The sequence below is a fragment of the Candidatus Accumulibacter sp. ACC005 genome (genome assembly GCF_907163215.1).
Classification (GTDB): Bacteria; Pseudomonadota; Gammaproteobacteria; order Burkholderiales; family Rhodocyclaceae; genus Accumulibacter; species Accumulibacter regalis.
In genome coordinates, this window is sequence record NZ_CAJQUB010000009.1 from 48,332 (window position 1) to 66,009 (window position 17,678).

The window sequence follows — 17,678 nt, forward strand, 5'->3', positions numbered from 1 at the left end:
TTAGTTCCTCAAAGAGTAAGTGGGCAGGTTGGCGAGCTGTTGCGAGAGGAAGTTGCTCGTCGTGGTCATCCCGGAGATCAGCGTATCGAGGGCCGTGAATTGCTTGCGGTAGCGTGCCTCGATTCCCGCCAGGCGGTCGCTGATCACTCCCGATTGCTTGCCGAGGCTGGCGATCGAGCTGTTCAGTCCGTCGCGGCGCGCGGCGATCAGGCCGCTGCTGCTCACCAGGCCGTCGGCGGCGGTCTTGAAAGCGCTGCCGACGGCGGCCACGAGATCGGCGACGGCCGAGAGATCGTCGCCGATCGCCGCGCTCAGCTTGGCCGAATCGACGCTCAGCGTGCCGTTCTTCTGCATGCTGACGCCGATGTCCGAGAGGCGCTGCAGATCGCTGCCGGCGAGCGTCGCGGGGATGTTGCCGAGCACGTTGCGAAAGCTGTTCTGCGCCGTACGCAGCGTACTGTCGCCGTTCAGTGCGCCGGCCTTCTTGGTGGCCGCATTGTAATTGCCGAGACCGCTGGCCGTCGTGCTGAAGTCGTTGAACGCCCGGACCAGCGCGTTGACGCCGGTGGTCAGGCTGGAGTTGTCCTTGCTGATGGTCAGCGTCGTGCTCAGTGCCGTTTCCGGCGCTTCCGGGCCGCTGAGCAGGTTCAGGGTAATGCCGTCGATGGCCGTGCTGACCTGGTTGTTGACCCCTTCGACGGCAATGCCGTTGAGCTTGAACGCCGAGCCCTGCGCCGCCTGCGACTGCACGAAGGTATCGCTCGGCGCCGGTGCTGCGTCGGGATCGTAGGTCAGGCCGGCGATTCCCGCGAGCTTGATGAACTGGTTGCTGCCGGGGTCGTTGCTGGTCAGCACCAGTTGCTTGCCGGCGACGCCGTTGATCACCAGTGCCGACACGCCGGCGTTGGCGCCGTTGATCGCGTCGCGGATGTTCTCCGGCGTGGCGCCGTCGGCGATGGTGATCTCGGTGCTCTTGTGCGGGTTGCTGCCAGCCAGGCTGTCGAGCGACAGGGTCAGCGTTCCGCCGACCGGCAGGGTGTCGCCGGCGCCCGAGAAGGGGGTCGCTGCGCCGGTGCCGCTGGCGACGCTGTGCTGCCGCGCCAGCTGGTTCACTTCGAGCGTGTAGGTGCCGGCGACGGCGCTCGAGGAAGTGGTCGCCGCGGCGACGGTCGAGTCGCTGAGCCGGGTCGCAAAAACGGTGAATTTCTGCGTCGCCGTCGTTCCGGTCGCCGGGACCAGCGTTCCCGCCGCCGTCTGCAGCGCCGAGATCGATCCCTGCAGCGAACCCAGCGCCGATATCTTGGCCTGGTAGCTCGCTTCCTTCTGCGACAGAGCGGTCAGCGGCCGCTGTTCCAGCGACATCAACTGGCTGATGATGCTGTTTACGTCAAGGTTCGAGCCCAGGCCCGGTGAGGAAAGCGCCATGATCTTCTCCTGCCGCCGCTACCGGCATGCTTGCTGCATGGGGCTGAGCGGGCGATGTTCAGGCCGTTTGCGTGACGAACAGCCCCTTGATGCTGTCCAGCGTCTTGGCGATGGCCATCATTTCTTCCGACGGCATCTGGCGGATCACTTCCTTGGTCGAGCGGTCGATGATCTTGACCACCAGCTGACCGGTGTCGCCGTCCACGCTGAACTCGAGATTGCTGTTCGTCGGCTTGACGAACTCGCGAACGCTCTGGATGGCGCTTTCGAGCTTTTCGCTGTCCGGCGGTGCCTGCACCGGTGCCTGCGCCTGCAAGTGCGCCTGCACCTGCTGCAGGGCCTGCGCCGGACTGGCCGGCGTCGCCGTGTTGCCGCCGCTGGCCGTTGCCCTGGCTTCGCGGGCGGCCGAGCTGATCGCCTGGTGGCCCTGCGGCGCTGGCGAGGAAACTGTCGGTGGAATATTCATCTCACACTCCTTGGTGAAGAGACGCCGGGGCGCGATCACGTTGCCGCGAGCGCGCCCCGATGTTACCGCTAATCAAACCCTTCCGCTTAGCCGCGCAGCAACGAGAGCACGTTCTGCGGCAGCGAGTTGGCCTGCGCGAGCATCGCCGTACCCGCCTGCTGCAGGATTTGCGCCCGCGTCAGGTTGGCCGTTTCCGCCGCGAAGTCGGCATCGACGATGCGGCTGCGTGACGCCGACAGGTTCTCCGACGTCGTTTGCAGGCTCGAAACCACCGAAGCAAAACGGTTCTGGTACGAACCGAGCGAAACGCGCGCTCCGCTGACCGTCGCCAGCGCGCCGTCGATCGCCGAGAGGGCGCTGGTGGCGGCGGCGGCGGTGAGCACATTGACACTGGCGATGCTGGCCACCGTCGAGGACACCGTGGCACCCTGGGTTCCGGACGCAGCGAGCCCGGCATAGGCGGCGTGCGCCCCGCCCCAGACGATCCCGTCGGAATTGGTACTGCTCAAGGTGACTGTACCGTGATTGGCCGTGGCTACCCCGGTCGTCGCTGCGACTGCGGTTACACCATTGGTCGTCGGGCTTGTGCCCGTAGCGAATGCTGCTGTGGCGGTAGTCGTACCCGTTCCCGTCTTGCTTACCACTGTCGTGAAGTTATCGCCGTCTGCGCGCGAGAAGCTGAGCGACCCGCCAGTGCCGGCGAGCGCATTGGCAAGACTGGTTGCCCCATTCCAGCTGATGGTAAAACCACCAACTGTGTCGCCATCAGCGGCAAAACCTGCCGTGGTCAGCGCGGTTGCCATCGTCGCGCGGTCCCCGGTTCCAGAGGCAGCGACAGCGTCCGTAATGACGACCGTATCACTTGTGCCGGTGAGGGTAATAAGCGTGTTGTAGCCAGCCGTGCCGCCGGTTTCGGCCCCACCAGCTGTGAAGGCGCCAAGGACGCCCGTGGAGGAAGTCGTGGCACTTATACCGACCGTTCCTTGCGTACCTACAACGCCGGTGGCAAACCCCGTTTGATTCAGGAAAGCGGTCTTGGCTGCGGCTGCCGCGGTCGTCTGAGCGCCGGCAGTCACGCCTGCAGCTGCACCATTAAGGCCGATGCTGATATCGCGTCCGTCGGCTGCCGTGAGTGTCAGTGCGCCCGTCGTTGCGCTGGCCGAGGCGTTAACTCCGGTTTGCGTGGCGATGGCATTGATCGCGGCGGCGACGTTCGCACCCTGGCCGGCGGCTGTGGTGCCGGCGGCAACGGCGCCGACGTTGATGCCGTTGATGCTGAAGGTGTTTGCGGCGATGGCGGTAAAGGCCGTCGCTGCTGAGCCGGTCACGACGTTGCTGTTGGCGGTCGCGGTGACGCCCGAGTTGGACGAGATGCCGTTGATCGCCGCGGCGATCGAAAACGCGCTGGCGGCGCTCTGGCCCGGGCCGGTACCGAGCGAAGACGCGCCGACCTGGAAGCCGTTCAGCGTCAGGTCGCCGGCGGCCAGGGCGGTGGTCGTCGCCGTGCCGGTGGTGGTCGCGGCGAAGCTGGTGCCGGTGCCGCCGAGGGCCGAGGTGCGGGCGCTGCCAATGCCGGTGATCGCCAGGCGGTCGTTGGCCGTGCCGTTGGCGCCGATCTGGAAGTTCTGCGCGACGAATGAGCCGTCGAGGAGCTTGGTGCCGTTGAACGACGAGTTCTGCGCGACGCGGTCGATTTCCGACGCCAGCGACTGGACTTCGGCGTTCAGCGCCTGGCGGTCGGACGCCGAGTTGGTGGCGTTGCCGGCCTGGACGGCGAGTTCGCGCATCCGCTGCAGGTTGTTGCTGATCTGTTCGAGGTCGCCTTCGGCGGTCTGCGCCAGCGAGATGCCGTCGTTGGCGTTGCGCGTGGCCTGATTCAGGCCACGGATCTGGGAATTCATCCGGTCGGAGATGGCGAGGCCGGCGGCGTCGTCCTTGGCGCTGTTGATGCGCAGGCCGGACGAGAGGCGTTGCAGGGAAGTCGCCAGTGAGGTCTGCGACATGTTGAGGCTGCGCTGCGAGTTGAGCGAGGCGACGTTGGTGTTGATGACTTGGGGCATTTTGCTTCTCCTATCACGGTCAAATTGACTTCAGACTTCAGTTTCCGGTGACTGCCTGGCGAGGCTCTTGCCGGTCCATCCTGTGTGGCGATTTGTTCGCTGACAACTTTACTTACGACGGGCCTCGGGAAAACTTGAGTGATTTTTTGCCTGGCCGCCGTGTAAGACTTTTAGCGGCAGGCGGCCGGCAAAGTTGAGGGTGTGGAGACAAGAAAAGCGGTGTTTGTGCGATCGCGGGCCGGCGGCCGGCAACGCGCGGCGAGCGAAGCCGATTGCCTCCCACCCCCCGCGCCGTCATTACGAAGACGCACAGGCGTTGCCTCCTACCCCCACGCCGTCATTGCGAGGAGGCGCAGCCGACGCGGCAATCCAGTTCCATCGTCTGACTATTTCGGCGGCTGCCGCATCGGCAATGCGCGTAGAGCCAAACGTCTGGATTGCCGCGTCGGCTGGCGCCTCCTCGCAATGACGGGCGGGTTGACCTGCCGCACCGCTCGCGTCTGCCTGCACAGCACACCGGGTTTTCTTCTTGCGCAAAACGTCAACGGGCGCGATACTTGGTTGCATCTGTAATACCAACCTATCGATACAAGCATTGTGCGTGTGGTTCTCGACACTTCTGTCCTGGTCGCTGCTGCTCGTTCACGCAAGGGCGCCAGTTTCCAACTGCTCTCGATGCTGCCGAGTAGAGACTTTGAGATCGCGCTGACGGTGGCCTTGTACACCGAGTGGCAGGCCGTTCTGACCCGTGCCGAGCACCTGCCACCCGGCGCCAGCGCCGACGTTGCGCTGGGCTTCGTGCGCTATCTGGCAACGATCGCTCACCTGCAGGAGGTATATTTCTTGTGGCGACCTTTTCTGCGCGACCCGGACGATGACATGGTGCTCGAGTGTGCGGCATCGTCCGGTAGTGAATACATCGTCACGCACAACATGAAGGATTTTCGCCGCGTGGCAGAATTGAAGATCCAAGCGATCACGCCGGGCGATTTCTTGCAGCTGCTGAGGAGAAAACCATGACTGCGCTGACTGTTCGTCTGCCCAACTCTGTGCACCAGAAAGTCAAGGAACTCGCTGCGCGCGATGAGATTTCCGTGAACCAATTCATCGCCAGCGCGGTATCAGAAAAAATGGCATCGTTGATGACGCTCGATTTTCTCAGGGCGGAAGCCGCCAAAGGCCAGCGCAGCGACTTTGAGCGCTACCTGGGAATGGTGCCGGACGCGCCCGCGCTTCCTGGCGACGAGACCCCGTGACGCCAGGCAGCTGCGAAGGCGCGGCGGCGCCAACGAGCATGCGAGGATACGTGCAAGCCGCCGCCACTGTTTGAGCTGGCCTTGGGCCACGACACGTAGGGCATTCCCACACCCCCCACCCCCACGCCGTCATTGCGAGGAGGCGTTAGCCGACGCGGCAATCCAGTTCCATTCTCTGACGGTCACTGCGGCCGCAGTCCGCATGGGCAAGGTGCGTAAAGCAATACCCCTGGATTGCCGCGTCGGCTTCGCCTTCTCGCAATGACGGGCGGGTTGACCTGCCGCACCGACTGGCGCCTCCGCGCAATGACGGGCGGGTTGACCTGCCGCACCGGCTGGTGCCTCCGCGCAATGACGGGCGGGTTGACTTGCCGCACCGGCTGGCGCCTCCGCGCAATGACGTGCTGGCCAGGCGGGTTTCGGGGGCCAGCAATCCCGTGTTCGCGGCGTGCCAACTCAGTTTTCAGCGATACGCGCGGGCGGTTATAATGGGCGTCGGCGTGATGGTGGTCGGGTGGCACGGAATGGCGCCGGAAAAGGCGTTTTCGAGCCACTTCCCGGTGCTCGATGGCGCGCCCCGGGCGATTGACATGCGTCCCGCCGATTTCGCGAAGGCCGGCAGCTTGCCGGTTTTTTTGTCCGTTTGCCCGTGTTCGTGGATTGATGATGCGGATCCTGCTCTGCAATGATGATGGTTACTTCGCACCCGGGATCGAGCACCTGGCGCGGGTGCTGGCGGACGTCGCCCAGGTCACCGTCGTCGCTCCCGAACGCGACCGCAGCGGGGCGAGCAACTCGCTGACCCTCGATCGGCCCCTGTCGCTGAAGCGCGCCGCGAACGGTTTCTACTACGTCAACGGGACGCCGACCGACTGTGTGCATCTGGCGGTCACCGGCATGTTCGACGAGTTGCCCGACATGGTCGTCTCGGGAATCAATATTGGCGCCAACATGGGCGACGACACGATCTATTCGGGAACCGTCGCCGCAGCCACCGAGGGCTTCCTGCTCGGCATTCCGGCGCTGGCGGTTTCGCTGTGCAGCAAGGCCGGCGAGCATTACGACAGCGCGGCACGGGTGGCCCTCGAGCTGGTCGCCATGCTGCAGAAACAGACGCTGCGCGAGCCGGTGCTGCTCAACGTCAACGTCCCCGACGTGCCCTACGAGCAGTTGCGCGAGCGGGTCGTCACCCGCCTTGGCAAACGGCACAAGGCGGAGCCGGTGGTGCGCACGCTGTCGCCACGCCACGAGACGGTTTATTGGGTGGGCGCCGCGGGCGAGGCGCAGGATGCCGGCGAGGGAACCGATTTTCACGCCGTGCTGAACAATCAGGTGTCGCTGACGCCGCTGCAGGTCGATCTGACCCACAATGCCCAGTTGTCGCTGGTGCGCGGCTGGCTGGTAGAATGAATCGCGTCGTTTCCGGGGTGGGCATGACTTCGCAGCGCACGCGGGCGCGAATGATCGAGCGCCTGCGCGAGCAGGGAATCGACGACGAGGACGTGCTGGCGGCGATTGCCGCCGTGCCGCGGCATGTATTTGTCGAAGAGGCGCTGGCTTCGCGGGCTTACGAGGACACCGCACTGCCGCTGGGTTTTTCGCAGACGATTTCGCAACCCTATGTGGTGGCGCGGATGATCGAGGCGCTGTGTGCCGGCGGCCGCCGGCTCGGCAGGACGCTGGAGATCGGCGCCGGCTGCGGCTATCAGGCGGCGGTGCTGGCGCAGTTGACGGACGAGGTCTTTGCCGTCGAGCGCATCGCCCCGCTGCTCGCCAAGGCCAAGCTCAACCTGCGCGCGATCAAGCAGCTCAAGGTGCGCTTGAAGCACGCGGACGGTCGCCTGGGGCTGCCGGAAGCGGCGCCCTTTGACAGCATCATCGTCGCCGCGGCGGCGGCGCGCGTCCCCGCTGCGCTGGTGCAGCAACTCGCACCCGGCGGGCGCATGATCATGCCGCTGGGCGTGGCGACGCAGCAGCTGACGCTGATCGAGAAGCAGGGTGAGACTTTTGTCGAAACCCGTCTCGAGGCGGTGCGTTTCGTTCCGCTATTGACAGGAGTCGAATGAACGATCAGGGCTTTTTCTGTGGCTACGGGGCAGTGCCGGGACGCGCGGGGTGTCTGGCCGTGCTCGCCGTGCTCTTGCTCGTCGGTTGTGCCAGCAAGCCGCCGGCGGCGGTCAGCACGGGCGCGACCGCCGCCGTCGGCAAGGACCTCTACGTCGTCAAGAAGGGCGATACCCTGCATTCCATCGCCGCTGCGCATGGCCTGGATTTTCGCAGCCTGGTGATCTGGAACGGAATCGAGAATCCGAATCACATTCTTGTCGGCCAGGCGCTGCGCACGCGGCCGCCCGGATCGTCGTCGTCGGCTTCTGCGTCGGTTTCGTCGTCCGCGTCCTCAGCTTCCTCAGCGTCCAGCGAGGGGACGGTGGTGCGCCCGATAGACACTCCCTCGGCGGTCGAGCAGCGCAACCTCGGCGGCGGTGGCGAGACGCTCAAGCGTGAGCCGCAGGTGGGCAAGGAAGCCTATTCCGAACAGACGCTGGCGCGGGCACGCGCGCAGGTCCAGCAGCCTGCGGCAGCCGGCGCGGCGCCGACGCCAGCGGCAGCGGCCAGGGAAGAAAGCAGGCCGGACGCCACGGAGCGGGCGGACAGCAACTGGATCTGGCCGGCCAGCGGCAAGGTGGTCGGCACCTTCAGCGAAGGCGGTGCCAAGGGCATCGACATCTCCGGCAAGGCGGGCGACCCGGTGCTCGCCGTCAGTGGCGGCAAGGTGGTGTATAGCGGGACGGGCTTGCGCGGCTACGGAAAACTGGTCATCGTCAAGCACGACAGCACCTACCTGACGGCCTACGCGCATAACCAGAGCATCCTGGTGAAGGAAGGCCAGAGCGTCGCCAAGGGGCAGAAGATCGCCGAAATGGGCAATACGGACGCCGACCAGGTCAAGCTGCACTTCGAGGTCCGGCAGCAGGGCAAGCCGGTCGATCCACTGAAGCATCTGCCGCAGCGCTGAGCATCGATGTCGGCGCCCTTCGATTCCGATTCGGATCACGCGGACCGCCTGGAGAACTATCTCGACGAGCCCGAGTTCGCGGCTTCCGAAGGTCTGCCCTTCGCCGCCGCGGAGCCCGAAGAGGCCTTTCAGTCGCCTGAAGCCGAACTGCTCAATGACGTCACCCAGCACTACCTGAACGAGATCGGCGCCAAGCCGCTGTTTTCGCCCGCCGAGGAGGCGGACTGGGCGCGCCGCGCCAGGGCCGGCGAGTTCCCGGCGCGGCAGAAGATGATCGAGCACAACCTGCGCCTGGTGGTGAACATCGCCAAGCACTACCTCAACCGCGGCATGCCCCTGCTCGACCTGATCGAGGAAGGAAACCTCGGGCTGATTCACGCGATCGAGAAGTTCGACCCCGACCGCGGCTTCCGCTTCTCGACCTACGCCACCTGGTGGATTCGGCAAGGCATCGGGCGGGCGATCATGAATCAGGCGCGGACGATCCGCCTGCCGGTGCATGTGGTCAAGGAAATCAACGTCGTGCTGCGCGCCATTCGCCACCTCGAAGCGGCGAACGGGCGGGAAATCTGCCTTGAGCAGATTGCCCACCTGATCGACCGGCCGGTCGACGACGTGCGCCGGGTGATGGCCCTCAACGAGCGCATCGCTTCGCTTGACGCGCCGCTGCAGGTGGACCCCAGCCGGACCATCGGCGAGGTGATCGCCGACGACAGCCTGGTCGATCCTGACGAGCTGTTGCAGAGCAGCGAGATCGGCGACCTGCTGCGCACCTGGGTCGGGCAGCTCGGCGAGAAGCAGCAGCAGGTGCTCCTGCGCCGCTATGGACTGGGCGGTGGCGAGACGAGCACGCTCGAGGAAATCGCGCTCGATCTCAACCTGACCCGCGAACGCGTCCGCCAGATCCAGATCGAAGCGCTCGATCAGTTGCGCCGCATCATCCGCCGCGGCGGCGTGACGCGCGACAATCTCCTCTAGCGTTGCACCGTCTTGACGAGACGCGCTGCGCTGCCGAGAGCAGCGTGAACCGCGCGGGTTGGCTGGATTTCACCCGCTCCCCACCGCTGTCCTCGTCGCCAAAGCGCCTCCTCGCAATGACGTGCAGGCGGGTGGGGCGCCGCTTTTCGATGCGACTTTCAGCCAGCCGGACAGCGGCTTGAAACCATGCCGTCGCGGGAATTCCTAGCTTCCATCGTGCGTGCAACGCCACCCTAGCGCGTCGCCGCCAGGCGGTTGTTGCGCACTTCGCGGAGCACTTCGGCGAGCTGGAAGACCGACATGGCGTAGAAGCTCGAGCGGTTGTAGCGGGTGATCACGTAGAAGTTGTCGAAGCCCAGCCAGTATTCGGTCGCCTGACCCGGCGTCTCGAGATCGATCAGCGCTGCCGCGCGCTGCGGGTCATCGTCGGCGGCACTGAAGACGCCGCGCGCGAGCAGTTCCTTGACCGTCAGCACGGGTTTGATTCCGGCCGCGATGAGTGCCGCGGGGTCGCCGTTGACGCGCGCCGGCACGGCCACCGGCGCGCCCTTCTGCCAGCCGTACTGCTGCAGGTAGCGGGCGACGCTGCCGATCGCGTCGGCGGTACTGTTGCGCAGGTCGACGCGATTGTCGCCGTCGAAGTCCACCGCGTAGCGGCGCTGGCTGCTGGGCATGAACTGCGGGATGCCCATGGCGCCGGCGTAGGAGCCCTGGACGGCGAGCGGATCGACACCGTTTTCGCGCGCCAGGAGGAGAAATTGTTCGAGCTCGCCGCGAAAGAATTCGGCGCGCGGCGGGTAGTCGAACGCCAGCGAGGCGAGGGCTTCGAGAACGCCGAAGTTGCCGGTGTTCTGTCCGTACTCGGTTTCGACACCGATGATGGCGACGATTATTTCGGCCGGTACGCCGTAGATCGCTTCGGCGCGCTGCAGGAGCGCGCCGTTCTCGTCCCAGAAGCGCTGCCCGGCCGCTTCGCGGCGCCCGTTGACGAAGCGCGCGCGGTAGCGTTGCCACGAACGCTGCTTGCTGGGGCTGGCCGGCGGGCGGATCAGGCGCAGGACGGTGGCGTTCGAGTGAATGGCCGCGAACTGGCTGGTCAGGTGGCTGATGTCGAAGCCGTGCTGCTCGTGCATGGTGGCGATGAAGGCCTGCACCTCGGCCTGCTCGCTGAACGGGGGGCCCTGCTGGGCGTGGCCGGAGACGGGCAGCAGGGTGGTGAGCAGACCCGTGAGCAGGGCGCAGAGCAGGCCGGTGAGTGTTCTTTTCAAGAGCGTTTTCTCCTTCGCGGTGGCAGGCGGCGTACGCATTGTTGCAGGCAGCGCAGTTTATGGTCCCGACCCTCGCCGCGCGCGTAGCGCAGCTCGGCATAATAGCCCGCCGCTTCGTCGGTGAGGGCGGCAAGATCAGGTCTTTCGCGCGCCACCCGTTGCGCGAAAGCGAGCGGCCCTTCCCAGTCGGCGCGCGCGATTCCGCGGCGTTTGAGCTCGGCGCAGTATTTCAGCCAGGCGCGCTGTACGGGATCCACGGCGAGTCGGCGCGGCAGTGTCCACAGCGTGACGACGAGCAGGGCGATGCCACAGAGGAACGCCAGCGATGCGCTCATGCTGCGCCAGTCGGGGTCGCGCCAGCCGAGGCGCGAGAGCACTTCGCGCTGGCGTTGCGGATTGTAACCGAGGACCCACTGGTTCCAGCTGTTGTTGGCGGCTTCCCAGCGGTTGCGCAACTGGCGCAGCCAGTCGCTGTCGAGACGGACGAGAATCGGCAGGGGCTCGCCCAGCGGCAGGGCGGCGACGATTCCCTGCTCGATGCGCGAGGGCGCGACCGCGGCGGTCGGATCGAAGCGTACCCAGCCTTGTCCGGAGAGCCAGATTTCGGCCCACGCGTGGGCGTCGGACTGGCGCACGACGAGATAGCCGTCGACCGGGTTGACCTCGCCGCCCTGGTAGCCGGCGACCACCCGTGCGGGAACGCCGGCGGCGCGCATGAGGAAGACGAAGGCCGAAGCGTAGTGTTCGCAGAAGCCGCGGCGAGTGCTGAAGAGAAACTCGTCCATGGCGTTGGCGCCGAGCAGGGGCGGCTGCAGTGTGTAGTAGAAATCCTCGTTGCGAAACATCGCCAGCGCCGCTTCGGCGATCTTTTCGGGGGGGCGCGCCGCCCACTCGCGGGCCAGCGCGCGGGTGCGCGGATTGATCTCGTCCGGCAGGGCCAGCGCCTGTTGCAGGATGGCCGGCGCCTCGTTCACGTTGGCCCGATAGTCGATCGCCGAGGCAAAGGAAAAGCGCGCACGCACGCGCAGCGGTTCGCGCGCCAGGGCCTGCAGCGTCGGTGCCAGCGTGCTCTCGGGCGGCAGTAGGGTGGCGACGTCGAGGGCCAGCAGCCAGCGCTGGTTGTGCGCTTCGAGGATGCTGCTGTAGGCAAGCGGCTCGCCGATGCCCTCGACGACCGGCGGCTGCCTGGTCGCGCTGGCCGGCAGCGCGCGCGCGCGCCAGGTCTGGCCGTCGTACTCGTCGAAGACCGGTCCGCGCCAGTAGAGGTCGGCTTTCTCCGGCGCTTCGCCGGCGAAGCGGCTGCGGAAGGCGATCGCCCCGGAGACGATCAGGCCGCTGATCGAACCCGGCGACATTTCGTCGGAGAGGCCGCTGAGTCCGGAGTAGGCGTCCTGCGGCAAGCCCCACAGCGGCCCGGAAACGCGTGGGAAGAGGAGGTAGAGAATGAGCATGAAGGGCAGGGCCTGGGCGAGCAGCAGGCCGGCATGGCGGAGCACGGCGGCGACCGGCTGGGGGCCTCCGTGCAACCGGATCAGGGCGCCGGTGAGCAGGCCGATGGCGGCCAGCAGCCAGGCGCCGGTGGGGATGCTCTGCGAGTACAGATAGTGGGTGAGGAGGAGGAAGTAACCGAGCATGACGACCACCAGCGCGTCGCGCCGGCTGCTCATTTCCATCGGTTTGAGGGCCATGAAGACGACCAGCAGGGCGACCCCCGCGTCCTTGCCGAGCAGGGTGCGGAATTGCCAGGCAATGGCCGCGATGCTGCCGACGACGAGCAGCGCCAGCGCCCAGCGCGGCGGCAGCGCGCGACGTCGTTGCCATAGCCAGGCGCGCCACAGCAGCGTGCCGCCGACCTGCAGCGACAGCCACCAGGGCAGGTGCGCGAAGTGCGGCCCGGCGGTGGCCAGGGCGACGGCGAGCAGCCAGGGCACGGCGCCGTGTTCGAGCGCGGCGCCGGACCACGCGGCAGCGCTACTGCGGCCGATCGTTTTCAGCTTTCTCGCCATACAGCGCCAGGGCTTGCAGGCAGCTCGCCCGGTGCGCGTCGCCCTGCCCGGCGGCGATCCGGACGCCCGGCAGGGCGAGGCCGTAGCGCGCCTGTTGCTCGTCGGCGGCGAGGACCCAGCCGGTGAGTATCGACAGGCGTTCTTCGGCGCCGCACCCGGCCGGGGTGAGCGACCAGGCCAGCCACAGTTCTTCGCTGGCGCCGCCGGCGAACTGCTTGACCAGATGGGGCTGCTCGTCCGTGCGCCGGGCAACCGCCTTCCAGGCAATGTGCCGCGTCGAGTCGCTGATCTGACGTGGCCGCAAGCCGGCAAAGTCTTCCTGGCCGTTGTCGCCGTGCAGACGATCGGCGTGCGCGGTCGGCGAGGGCGCCGGCAGCGGCGTGCGGATGGGCTGCGGATAGACCACGCACGACCAGTGCGGGTGCGGATAGCTCCAGGCACGAAAGAGTCCGAGCGGATAGCGCGTGGCCAGCGTCACCCGGCCCGGGTCGAGGCGACCACGGCGCTGCGTCGCGCAGCTGACGGCGACGGCAGCGCGTCCGTGCGCCGGCAGGTGGACGCTGCTCGCGGGTTGCCCGGCAAAGGAAAACTCGAGCGCGCGGCGCGCCTGCCGGCGCGGGTTCTCGAGCTGCAGCGGGAAGTACGCCGGATCGCCGGCGAAAACCGCTGCCACCCGCCCCGGGGTCAGGCGCAGGCCAAAGAGGTTGTGAAAGGTATGCACCATGGCCACGATGCCCAGGCCGGCGAGGAGAAAGATCAGCGCGTGGCCGAGACTCAGGTTGTAGTTGATGGCCCCGACGAGCATGACCACCAGGACCAGGGCGAAGAGGAGGCCGGCGCGCGTCGGGACGATGAAGATGCGCCGCTGGCCGAGGACGATCGGTAGCTGCTCGTCACGCGCGAGGCGAAAGAGCCAGCGCTGCAGGGAGGCCAGCGCCGGCATCAGGGCAGTGGCACGGCGCGGATCAGCGCGGCGATGTCTTCTGCGCTGGCGTGGTTGCCGCTGAGCAGGCGCAGCCGGTGGCGCGCCACCGAAGGCAGGACGGCCTGCACGTCTTCGGGCAGGACCATCTCGCGGCCTTCGGTAAACGCCCAGGCGCGCGCTGCCGCGAGCAGTGACAGCGCGGCGCGCGGACTCAGGCCGTGCACCAGGCGGGCGTCCTGACGGGTCGCACCGACCAACAGCTGCAGGTAGTCGAGAACGGCGGCCGAGGCGTGCACCGCCCCCGCCTGCCCTTGCAGGGCGGCAAAATCGCCGGCATTCAGGCGCGAAGTCAGCGTCGGCAACTGCTCGCGACGACCGCCGCTTTCGAGCAGCGCGCGTTCGGCACCATGGTCCGGGTAGCCGAGTTCGATGCGCATGAGGAAGCGATCGAGTTGCGATTCGGGCAGGGGGAAGGTGCCAATCTGGTTCGACGGGTTCTGCGTGGCGATGACGAAGAACGGTTGCGGCAGGGGGCGCGTTTCGCCCTCGGTGGTCACCTGTCCCTCTTCCATGGCTTCGAGCAGCGCGCTCTGCGTCTTCGGCGTCGCGCGGTTGATTTCGTCGGCGAGCAGGACCTGCGCGAAGACCGGGCCGGGCAGGAAGCGGAAGTCGCCGCGCTCGCGGTCGAAAACCGAAACGCCGAGGATGTCCGCCGGCAGCATGTCGCTGGTGAACTGGACGCGTGAGAACTGGAAACCGAGCAGGCGAGCCAGGGTATGCGCCAGCGTCGTCTTGCCGACGCCGGGCAGGTCTTCGATAAGCAGGTGCCCCCTGGCGAGCAGGCAGCACAGGGCCAGGCGGGTCTGCCGGCTCTTGCCGAGAACGACCTGGTTGGCGGCGGCAAGGATTTCGTCGAGCGGGGATTGTCGGGTGAGGGGTCGCATGGCTTGTCGTGGCGGCGCAATTGCGACGATAATAAACCATCATCAGATAACTTGATTTCCCGCAGATCCCGGTGCCCGTGGCCAGCCCCGATTGCGGTAGAGAGGCAACAGTGACCAGTACCGCATTCATCAGCCATCGAGATTGCCAGTTGCACGACATGGGTTCGTATCATCCGGAGTGTCCGGAGCGCCTCACCGCGATCAGCGATCACATGATTGCGCAGGGTCTGGATTCGTACTTTGCCTACCACGATGCGCCGCTGGCGAGCTTCGAACAGCTGCGCCGGGTGCACTCGGCTGCGCATCTGGAACGTGTCAAGCGTGCCTCGCCCGAACTCGGCATCGTGCACCTCGACCCGGACACGGCCATGAACCGGCATACCTGGAAAGCGGCGCTGCGTGCGGCCGGGGCGGGAGTGCTGGCGGTCGATCTGGTGATGGCCGGCGAGGTGCAGAACGCTTTCTGTGCGGTCCGTCCGCCCGGCCACCATGCCGAGCGCGCGGCGGCGATGGGCTTCTGCTTCTTCAACAACATCGCCGTTGCCGCGGCGCATGCGCTGGAAGCGCATAAGCTGTCGCGGGTGGCGGTGATCGATTTCGACGTGCACCACGGCAACGGCACCGAGGACTGCTTCAAGGGCGATCAGCGCGTGCTGATGGTGAGCACTTTCCAGCATCCCTTCTACCCCTACAGCGGGACCGAGAAGCCGGCGTCGAACATGCTCAACGTGCCGCTCAGCCGGGACACCGACGGCGAGGAGTTCCGGAACGTGGTCAGCGAGCTGTGGATGCCGCGCCTGCGCGAGTTCCAGCCGGAGATGATCCTCATTTCGGCCGGTTTCGACGCCCACTACGAAGACGAGATGGGCGGCTTGCGGCTGCTCGAAAAGGACTACGCCTGGGTCACCGGACAGCTTACCGAACTCGCCGACGAGTGCGCACAGCGGCGGATCGTGTCGATGCTCGAGGGCGGCTACGCGCTCTCCGCGCTGGCGCGCAGCGTGGTCGCCCACCTGCGGGTGCTGGCTGATTTCTGACGCGGTTTTTCCGCCAAGCGGTGCTTTGCATTCTCCGGTCCGAGGCCATTCCCATGGCCAAGGCGCTTGCCTTCGGGTAAAATTGGAAGCTTGATTTCCCACGGCCGAATGCTTTCGGCTATTGCTCGGGCGCTCACCCATGACCATGATTACTGGATCGATCGTCGCGATCGTCACCCCCATGCACGCCGACGGCAGCCTCGACTTGCCGGCCCTGCGCCGCCTGGTCGACTTCCACGTGCACGAGGGGACGGACGCCATCGTCATCGTCGGGACGACCGGCGAGTCGCCGACGGTCAATGTCGACGAACACTGCGAACTGATAAGGCTGACCGTCGACCAGGCCGCCGGTCGCATCCCGGTGATTGCCGGCACCGGTGCCAATTCCACCGCTGAAGCCGTCGCGCTGACCCGTTTCGCCCACCAGGCAGGTGCCAACGCGGCGCTTTCGGTGGTGCCTTACTACAACAAGCCGACGCAGGAAGGCCTCTATCGCCACTTCCGGGCGGTCGCCGAAGCCGTCGATATCCCGGTCATCCTGTACAACGTGCCGGGTCGCACCGTTGCCGATCTGGGCAACGACACCGCGCTGCGCCTGGCCGAAATTCCGAATATCGTCGGCATCAAGGACGCCACCGGCAACATCGAGCGCGGGACCGACCTCATCGCCCGCGCGCCCGAGGGCTTTGCCGTGTATAGCGGCGACGATGCCAGTGCCTGTGCCCTGATCCTGATGGGCGCCCAGGGCGACATCTCGGTGGTGGCCAACGTCGCGCCGCGTTTGATGCACGAGATGTGCGCCGCGGCGCTGGCCGGCAACGCCGTCGTCGCGCGCGCGCTGCACGCGCGCCTGCTCGGGCTGCACCAGCAGTTGTTCTGCGAGGCGAACCCGATTCCGGTCAAGTGGGCGTGTCAGGAACTGGGCCTGATCGAGGCCGGATTGCGGCTGCCGCTGACGCCGCTATCGGTGAATTGTCACGAGCGGGTTCGTGTTGCCATGCGCCAGGCCGGCGTACTCGTCTAGATGCGGGGTTGCCAAATGCCTTCTATCGTTGTGCGCGTTCGACTGCTCGGCCTGCTCCTGGCGCCGCTGCTGCTGCTGGCCTGCGGCACGACCTTCGAGACCAAGAAGATCGACTACAAGACGGCGTCCAAGAGCCAGGTCCCGACACTCGAAATACCGCCTGACCTGACCTCGCCGACGCGCGATGATCGTTATGCCATCCCCGACACCGGTGGCGGCAAGGGCACGGCGACCTACTCGGCGTACAGCGCCGAACGTTCGCCACAGGCGCAGGCGCAACAGAAGAGCGACGTCCTGCCGGAGGTCGACAACGCGCGCATCGAACGCGCCGGCAACGAGCGTTGGCTGGTGGTCAAGGGTTCTCCCGACAAGCTCTGGGGACCGGTCAAGGACTTCTGGCAGGAATCCGGTTTCGTCATCAAGCTCGACTTGCCCGACGCCGGTGTGATGGAGACCGACTGGGCCGAAAACCGCGCCAAGATATCGCAGGATTTCATCCGCAACATCCTCGGCAAGGTGATCGATTCCGTTTACTCGACGGCCGAGAGGGACAAGTTCCGCACCCGTCTCGAGCCCGGCATCACGCCCGGCACGACCGACATCTTCATCAGTCATCGCGGCATGTACGAGATCTTCATTTCCGAGGGCAAGGACCAGACCAAGTGGCAGCCGCGCCCGGCCGATCCGGAGCTGGAGGCCGAGATGCTGCGTCTGCTGATGATTCGCCTGGGCAGCGACGAGAAGCGCGCCACCGCAGCCATTCAGGCGGCCAAGGAAAAACCGGTCGAGCGTGCGACCCTGTCGCGCGGCACCGACGGCGCGGGCACGCTGGACGTCGATGAATCCTTCGATCGTGCCTGGCGGCGAGTCGGCCTGGCGCTCGATCGGGTCGGCTTTACGGTCATCGATCGGGATCGTTCCCGCGGCCTGTACTTTGTTCGCTATGTCGATCCCGAAACGGACGGCGAGAAGGCGGCGGACGGCTTCTTCTCCAAGCTGAATCCGTTCAAGTCCAGTCCGACGGAGAAGCAGCAGATCCAGTACCGTATTTTCATCAAGGAAGCAGGGAGCCGGTCTGCTGTCCAGGTGCTGAGCCCCGAGGGGGGCGTAGACCAGTCGCCGACGGCAAAGAAAATTCTCAATCTGCTTTACGATCAGTTGAAGTAGGCTCCATGCTTGTCCGGCGTCGTTCGGACTTTCTCAAAAAAACCCGTTTTTACGGGTTTTTTTGTGCTCTTGCGTCCAGGGGCGTACACTTCTATCCGGGCATTCT

At 66.2% G+C, this 17,678-nt stretch carries 17 protein-coding genes; 10 read left to right on the forward strand and 7 right to left on the reverse strand.

From position 1 onward, the window contains the following. From fliD to QZ613_RS11230, 3 genes are all read right to left on the reverse strand, one after another. Positions 1–1,425, reverse strand: coding sequence for a flagellar filament capping protein FliD (fliD, locus tag QZ613_RS11220; protein ID WP_291982455.1), 1,425 nt, complete (start codon positions 1,423–1,425; stop codon positions 1–3). 58 nt (positions 1,426–1,483) lie between these two features. Then, on the reverse strand, positions 1,484–1,891 hold the full coding sequence (locus QZ613_RS11225; protein ID WP_291862543.1) for a flagellar protein FlaG: 408 nt from the start codon (positions 1,889–1,891) through the stop codon (positions 1,484–1,486). 86 nt (positions 1,892–1,977) lie between these two features. Then, positions 1,978–3,951 carry a flagellin gene (locus QZ613_RS11230; protein WP_291982457.1) on the reverse strand — a complete coding sequence of 658 codons (1,974 nt, stop codon included), beginning with the start codon at positions 3,949–3,951 and terminating at the stop codon, positions 1,978–1,980. Positions 3,952–4,548: 597 nt separating this feature from the next. Here QZ613_RS11230 and QZ613_RS11235 point away from each other — a divergent pair. The 7 genes from QZ613_RS11235 (at position 4,549) to rpoS (ending at position 9,201) form a co-directional block, all read left to right on the forward strand. Continuing rightward, a complete protein-coding gene (locus tag QZ613_RS11235) occupies positions 4,549–4,971 on the forward strand; it encodes a putative toxin-antitoxin system toxin component, PIN family (RefSeq protein WP_043570521.1) in 423 nt (140 codons plus the stop codon). Further along, positions 4,968–5,207 carry a toxin-antitoxin system HicB family antitoxin gene (locus QZ613_RS11240; RefSeq protein ID WP_043570524.1) on the forward strand — a complete coding sequence of 80 codons (240 nt, stop codon included), beginning with the start codon at positions 4,968–4,970 and terminating at the stop codon, positions 5,205–5,207. The genes QZ613_RS11235 and QZ613_RS11240 overlap by 4 nt, the downstream gene beginning before the upstream one ends. A gap of 368 nt (positions 5,208–5,575) precedes the next feature. Further along, positions 5,576–5,896, forward strand: coding sequence for a hypothetical protein (locus QZ613_RS11245; RefSeq protein ID WP_291863355.1), 321 nt, complete (start codon positions 5,576–5,578; stop codon positions 5,894–5,896). Next, positions 5,874–6,617 (forward strand): 5'/3'-nucleotidase SurE, encoded by a 744-nt coding sequence (surE, locus tag QZ613_RS11250; protein WP_291863359.1) that lies wholly within the window; start codon positions 5,874–5,876, stop codon positions 6,615–6,617. Before QZ613_RS11245 ends, surE begins: the two co-directional genes overlap by 23 nt. Next, complete coding sequence (locus tag QZ613_RS11255) at positions 6,614–7,273, forward strand: protein-L-isoaspartate(D-aspartate) O-methyltransferase (protein WP_291863353.1); 660 nt, start codon at positions 6,614–6,616, stop codon at positions 7,271–7,273. Before surE ends, QZ613_RS11255 begins: the two co-directional genes overlap by 4 nt. Next, positions 7,270–8,223, forward strand: coding sequence for a peptidoglycan DD-metalloendopeptidase family protein (locus QZ613_RS11260; RefSeq protein WP_291863351.1), 954 nt, complete (start codon positions 7,270–7,272; stop codon positions 8,221–8,223). Before QZ613_RS11255 ends, QZ613_RS11260 begins: the two co-directional genes overlap by 4 nt. 6 nt (positions 8,224–8,229) lie before the next feature. After that, positions 8,230–9,201: an RNA polymerase sigma factor RpoS gene (gene rpoS / locus QZ613_RS11265; RefSeq protein ID WP_291863349.1), complete on the forward strand. Its 972-nt coding sequence runs from the start codon at positions 8,230–8,232 to the stop codon at positions 9,199–9,201. A 233-nt stretch (positions 9,202–9,434) separates the two neighbouring features. Here the strand turns inward: rpoS and mltB are convergent, their stop codons facing one another. Genes mltB through QZ613_RS11285 form a run of 4 tightly spaced genes read right to left on the reverse strand, consistent with a single transcriptional unit; the run spans position 9,435 to position 14,344 of the window. Further along, positions 9,435–10,469, reverse strand: a complete 1,035-nt coding sequence (gene mltB / locus QZ613_RS11270) for a lytic murein transglycosylase B (protein WP_291863347.1) — start codon at positions 10,467–10,469, stop codon at positions 9,435–9,437. Further along, positions 10,466–12,475, reverse strand: coding sequence for a DUF3488 and transglutaminase-like domain-containing protein (locus tag QZ613_RS11275; RefSeq protein ID WP_291863345.1), 2,010 nt, complete (start codon positions 12,473–12,475; stop codon positions 10,466–10,468). Before QZ613_RS11275 ends, mltB begins: the two co-directional genes overlap by 4 nt. Next, positions 12,441–13,418 (reverse strand): DUF58 domain-containing protein, encoded by a 978-nt coding sequence (locus QZ613_RS11280; protein ID WP_291982460.1) that lies wholly within the window; start codon positions 13,416–13,418, stop codon positions 12,441–12,443. The genes QZ613_RS11275 and QZ613_RS11280 overlap by 35 nt, the downstream gene beginning before the upstream one ends. After that, positions 13,418–14,344 carry an AAA family ATPase gene (locus QZ613_RS11285; protein ID WP_291863341.1) on the reverse strand — a complete coding sequence of 309 codons (927 nt, stop codon included), beginning with the start codon at positions 14,342–14,344 and terminating at the stop codon, positions 13,418–13,420. Before QZ613_RS11285 ends, QZ613_RS11280 begins: the two co-directional genes overlap by 1 nt. Positions 14,345–14,454: 110 nt before the next feature. Here QZ613_RS11285 and QZ613_RS11290 point away from each other — a divergent pair, with 110 nt between their 5' ends. From QZ613_RS11290 to bamC, 3 genes are all read left to right on the forward strand, one after another. Continuing rightward, complete coding sequence (locus QZ613_RS11290) at positions 14,455–15,381, forward strand: histone deacetylase family protein (protein ID WP_043570539.1); 927 nt, start codon at positions 14,455–14,457, stop codon at positions 15,379–15,381. Positions 15,382–15,526: 145 nt separating this feature from the next. Continuing rightward, positions 15,527–16,405 carry a 4-hydroxy-tetrahydrodipicolinate synthase gene (gene dapA, locus QZ613_RS11295; RefSeq protein ID WP_043570575.1) on the forward strand — a complete coding sequence of 293 codons (879 nt, stop codon included), beginning with the start codon at positions 15,527–15,529 and terminating at the stop codon, positions 16,403–16,405. Positions 16,406–16,420: 15 nt separating this feature from the next. Further along, complete coding sequence (bamC, locus tag QZ613_RS11300) at positions 16,421–17,572, forward strand: outer membrane protein assembly factor BamC (protein WP_291863339.1); 1,152 nt, start codon at positions 16,421–16,423, stop codon at positions 17,570–17,572. Positions 17,573–17,678 lie beyond the last annotated feature (106 nt).

Coding starts and splice junctions, on each gene's coding strand:
- fliD (WP_291982455.1), bottom strand. CDS start 1,425: ATGGCGCTTTCCTCACCGGGCCTGGGCTCGAACCTTGACGTAAACAGC.
- QZ613_RS11225 (WP_291862543.1), bottom strand. CDS start 1,891: ATGAATATTCCACCGACAGTTTCCTCGCCAGCGCCGCAGGGCCACCAG.
- QZ613_RS11230 (WP_291982457.1), bottom strand. CDS start 3,951: ATGCCCCAAGTCATCAACACCAACGTCGCCTCGCTCAACTCGCAGCGC.
- QZ613_RS11240 (WP_043570524.1), top strand. CDS start 4,968: ATGACTGCGCTGACTGTTCGTCTGCCCAACTCTGTGCACCAGAAAGTC.
- surE (WP_291863359.1), top strand. CDS start 5,874: ATGCGGATCCTGCTCTGCAATGATGATGGTTACTTCGCACCCGGGATC.
- QZ613_RS11255 (WP_291863353.1), top strand. CDS start 6,614: ATGAATCGCGTCGTTTCCGGGGTGGGCATGACTTCGCAGCGCACGCGG.
- QZ613_RS11260 (WP_291863351.1), top strand. CDS start 7,270: ATGAACGATCAGGGCTTTTTCTGTGGCTACGGGGCAGTGCCGGGACGC.
- rpoS (WP_291863349.1), top strand. CDS start 8,230: ATGTCGGCGCCCTTCGATTCCGATTCGGATCACGCGGACCGCCTGGAG.
- QZ613_RS11275 (WP_291863345.1), bottom strand. CDS start 12,475: ATGGCGAGAAAGCTGAAAACGATCGGCCGCAGTAGCGCTGCCGCGTGG.
- QZ613_RS11280 (WP_291982460.1), bottom strand. CDS start 13,418: ATGCCGGCGCTGGCCTCCCTGCAGCGCTGGCTCTTTCGCCTCGCGCGT.
- QZ613_RS11285 (WP_291863341.1), bottom strand. CDS start 14,344: ATGCGACCCCTCACCCGACAATCCCCGCTCGACGAAATCCTTGCCGCC.
- dapA (WP_043570575.1), top strand. CDS start 15,527: ATGATTACTGGATCGATCGTCGCGATCGTCACCCCCATGCACGCCGAC.
- bamC (WP_291863339.1), top strand. CDS start 16,421: ATGCCTTCTATCGTTGTGCGCGTTCGACTGCTCGGCCTGCTCCTGGCG.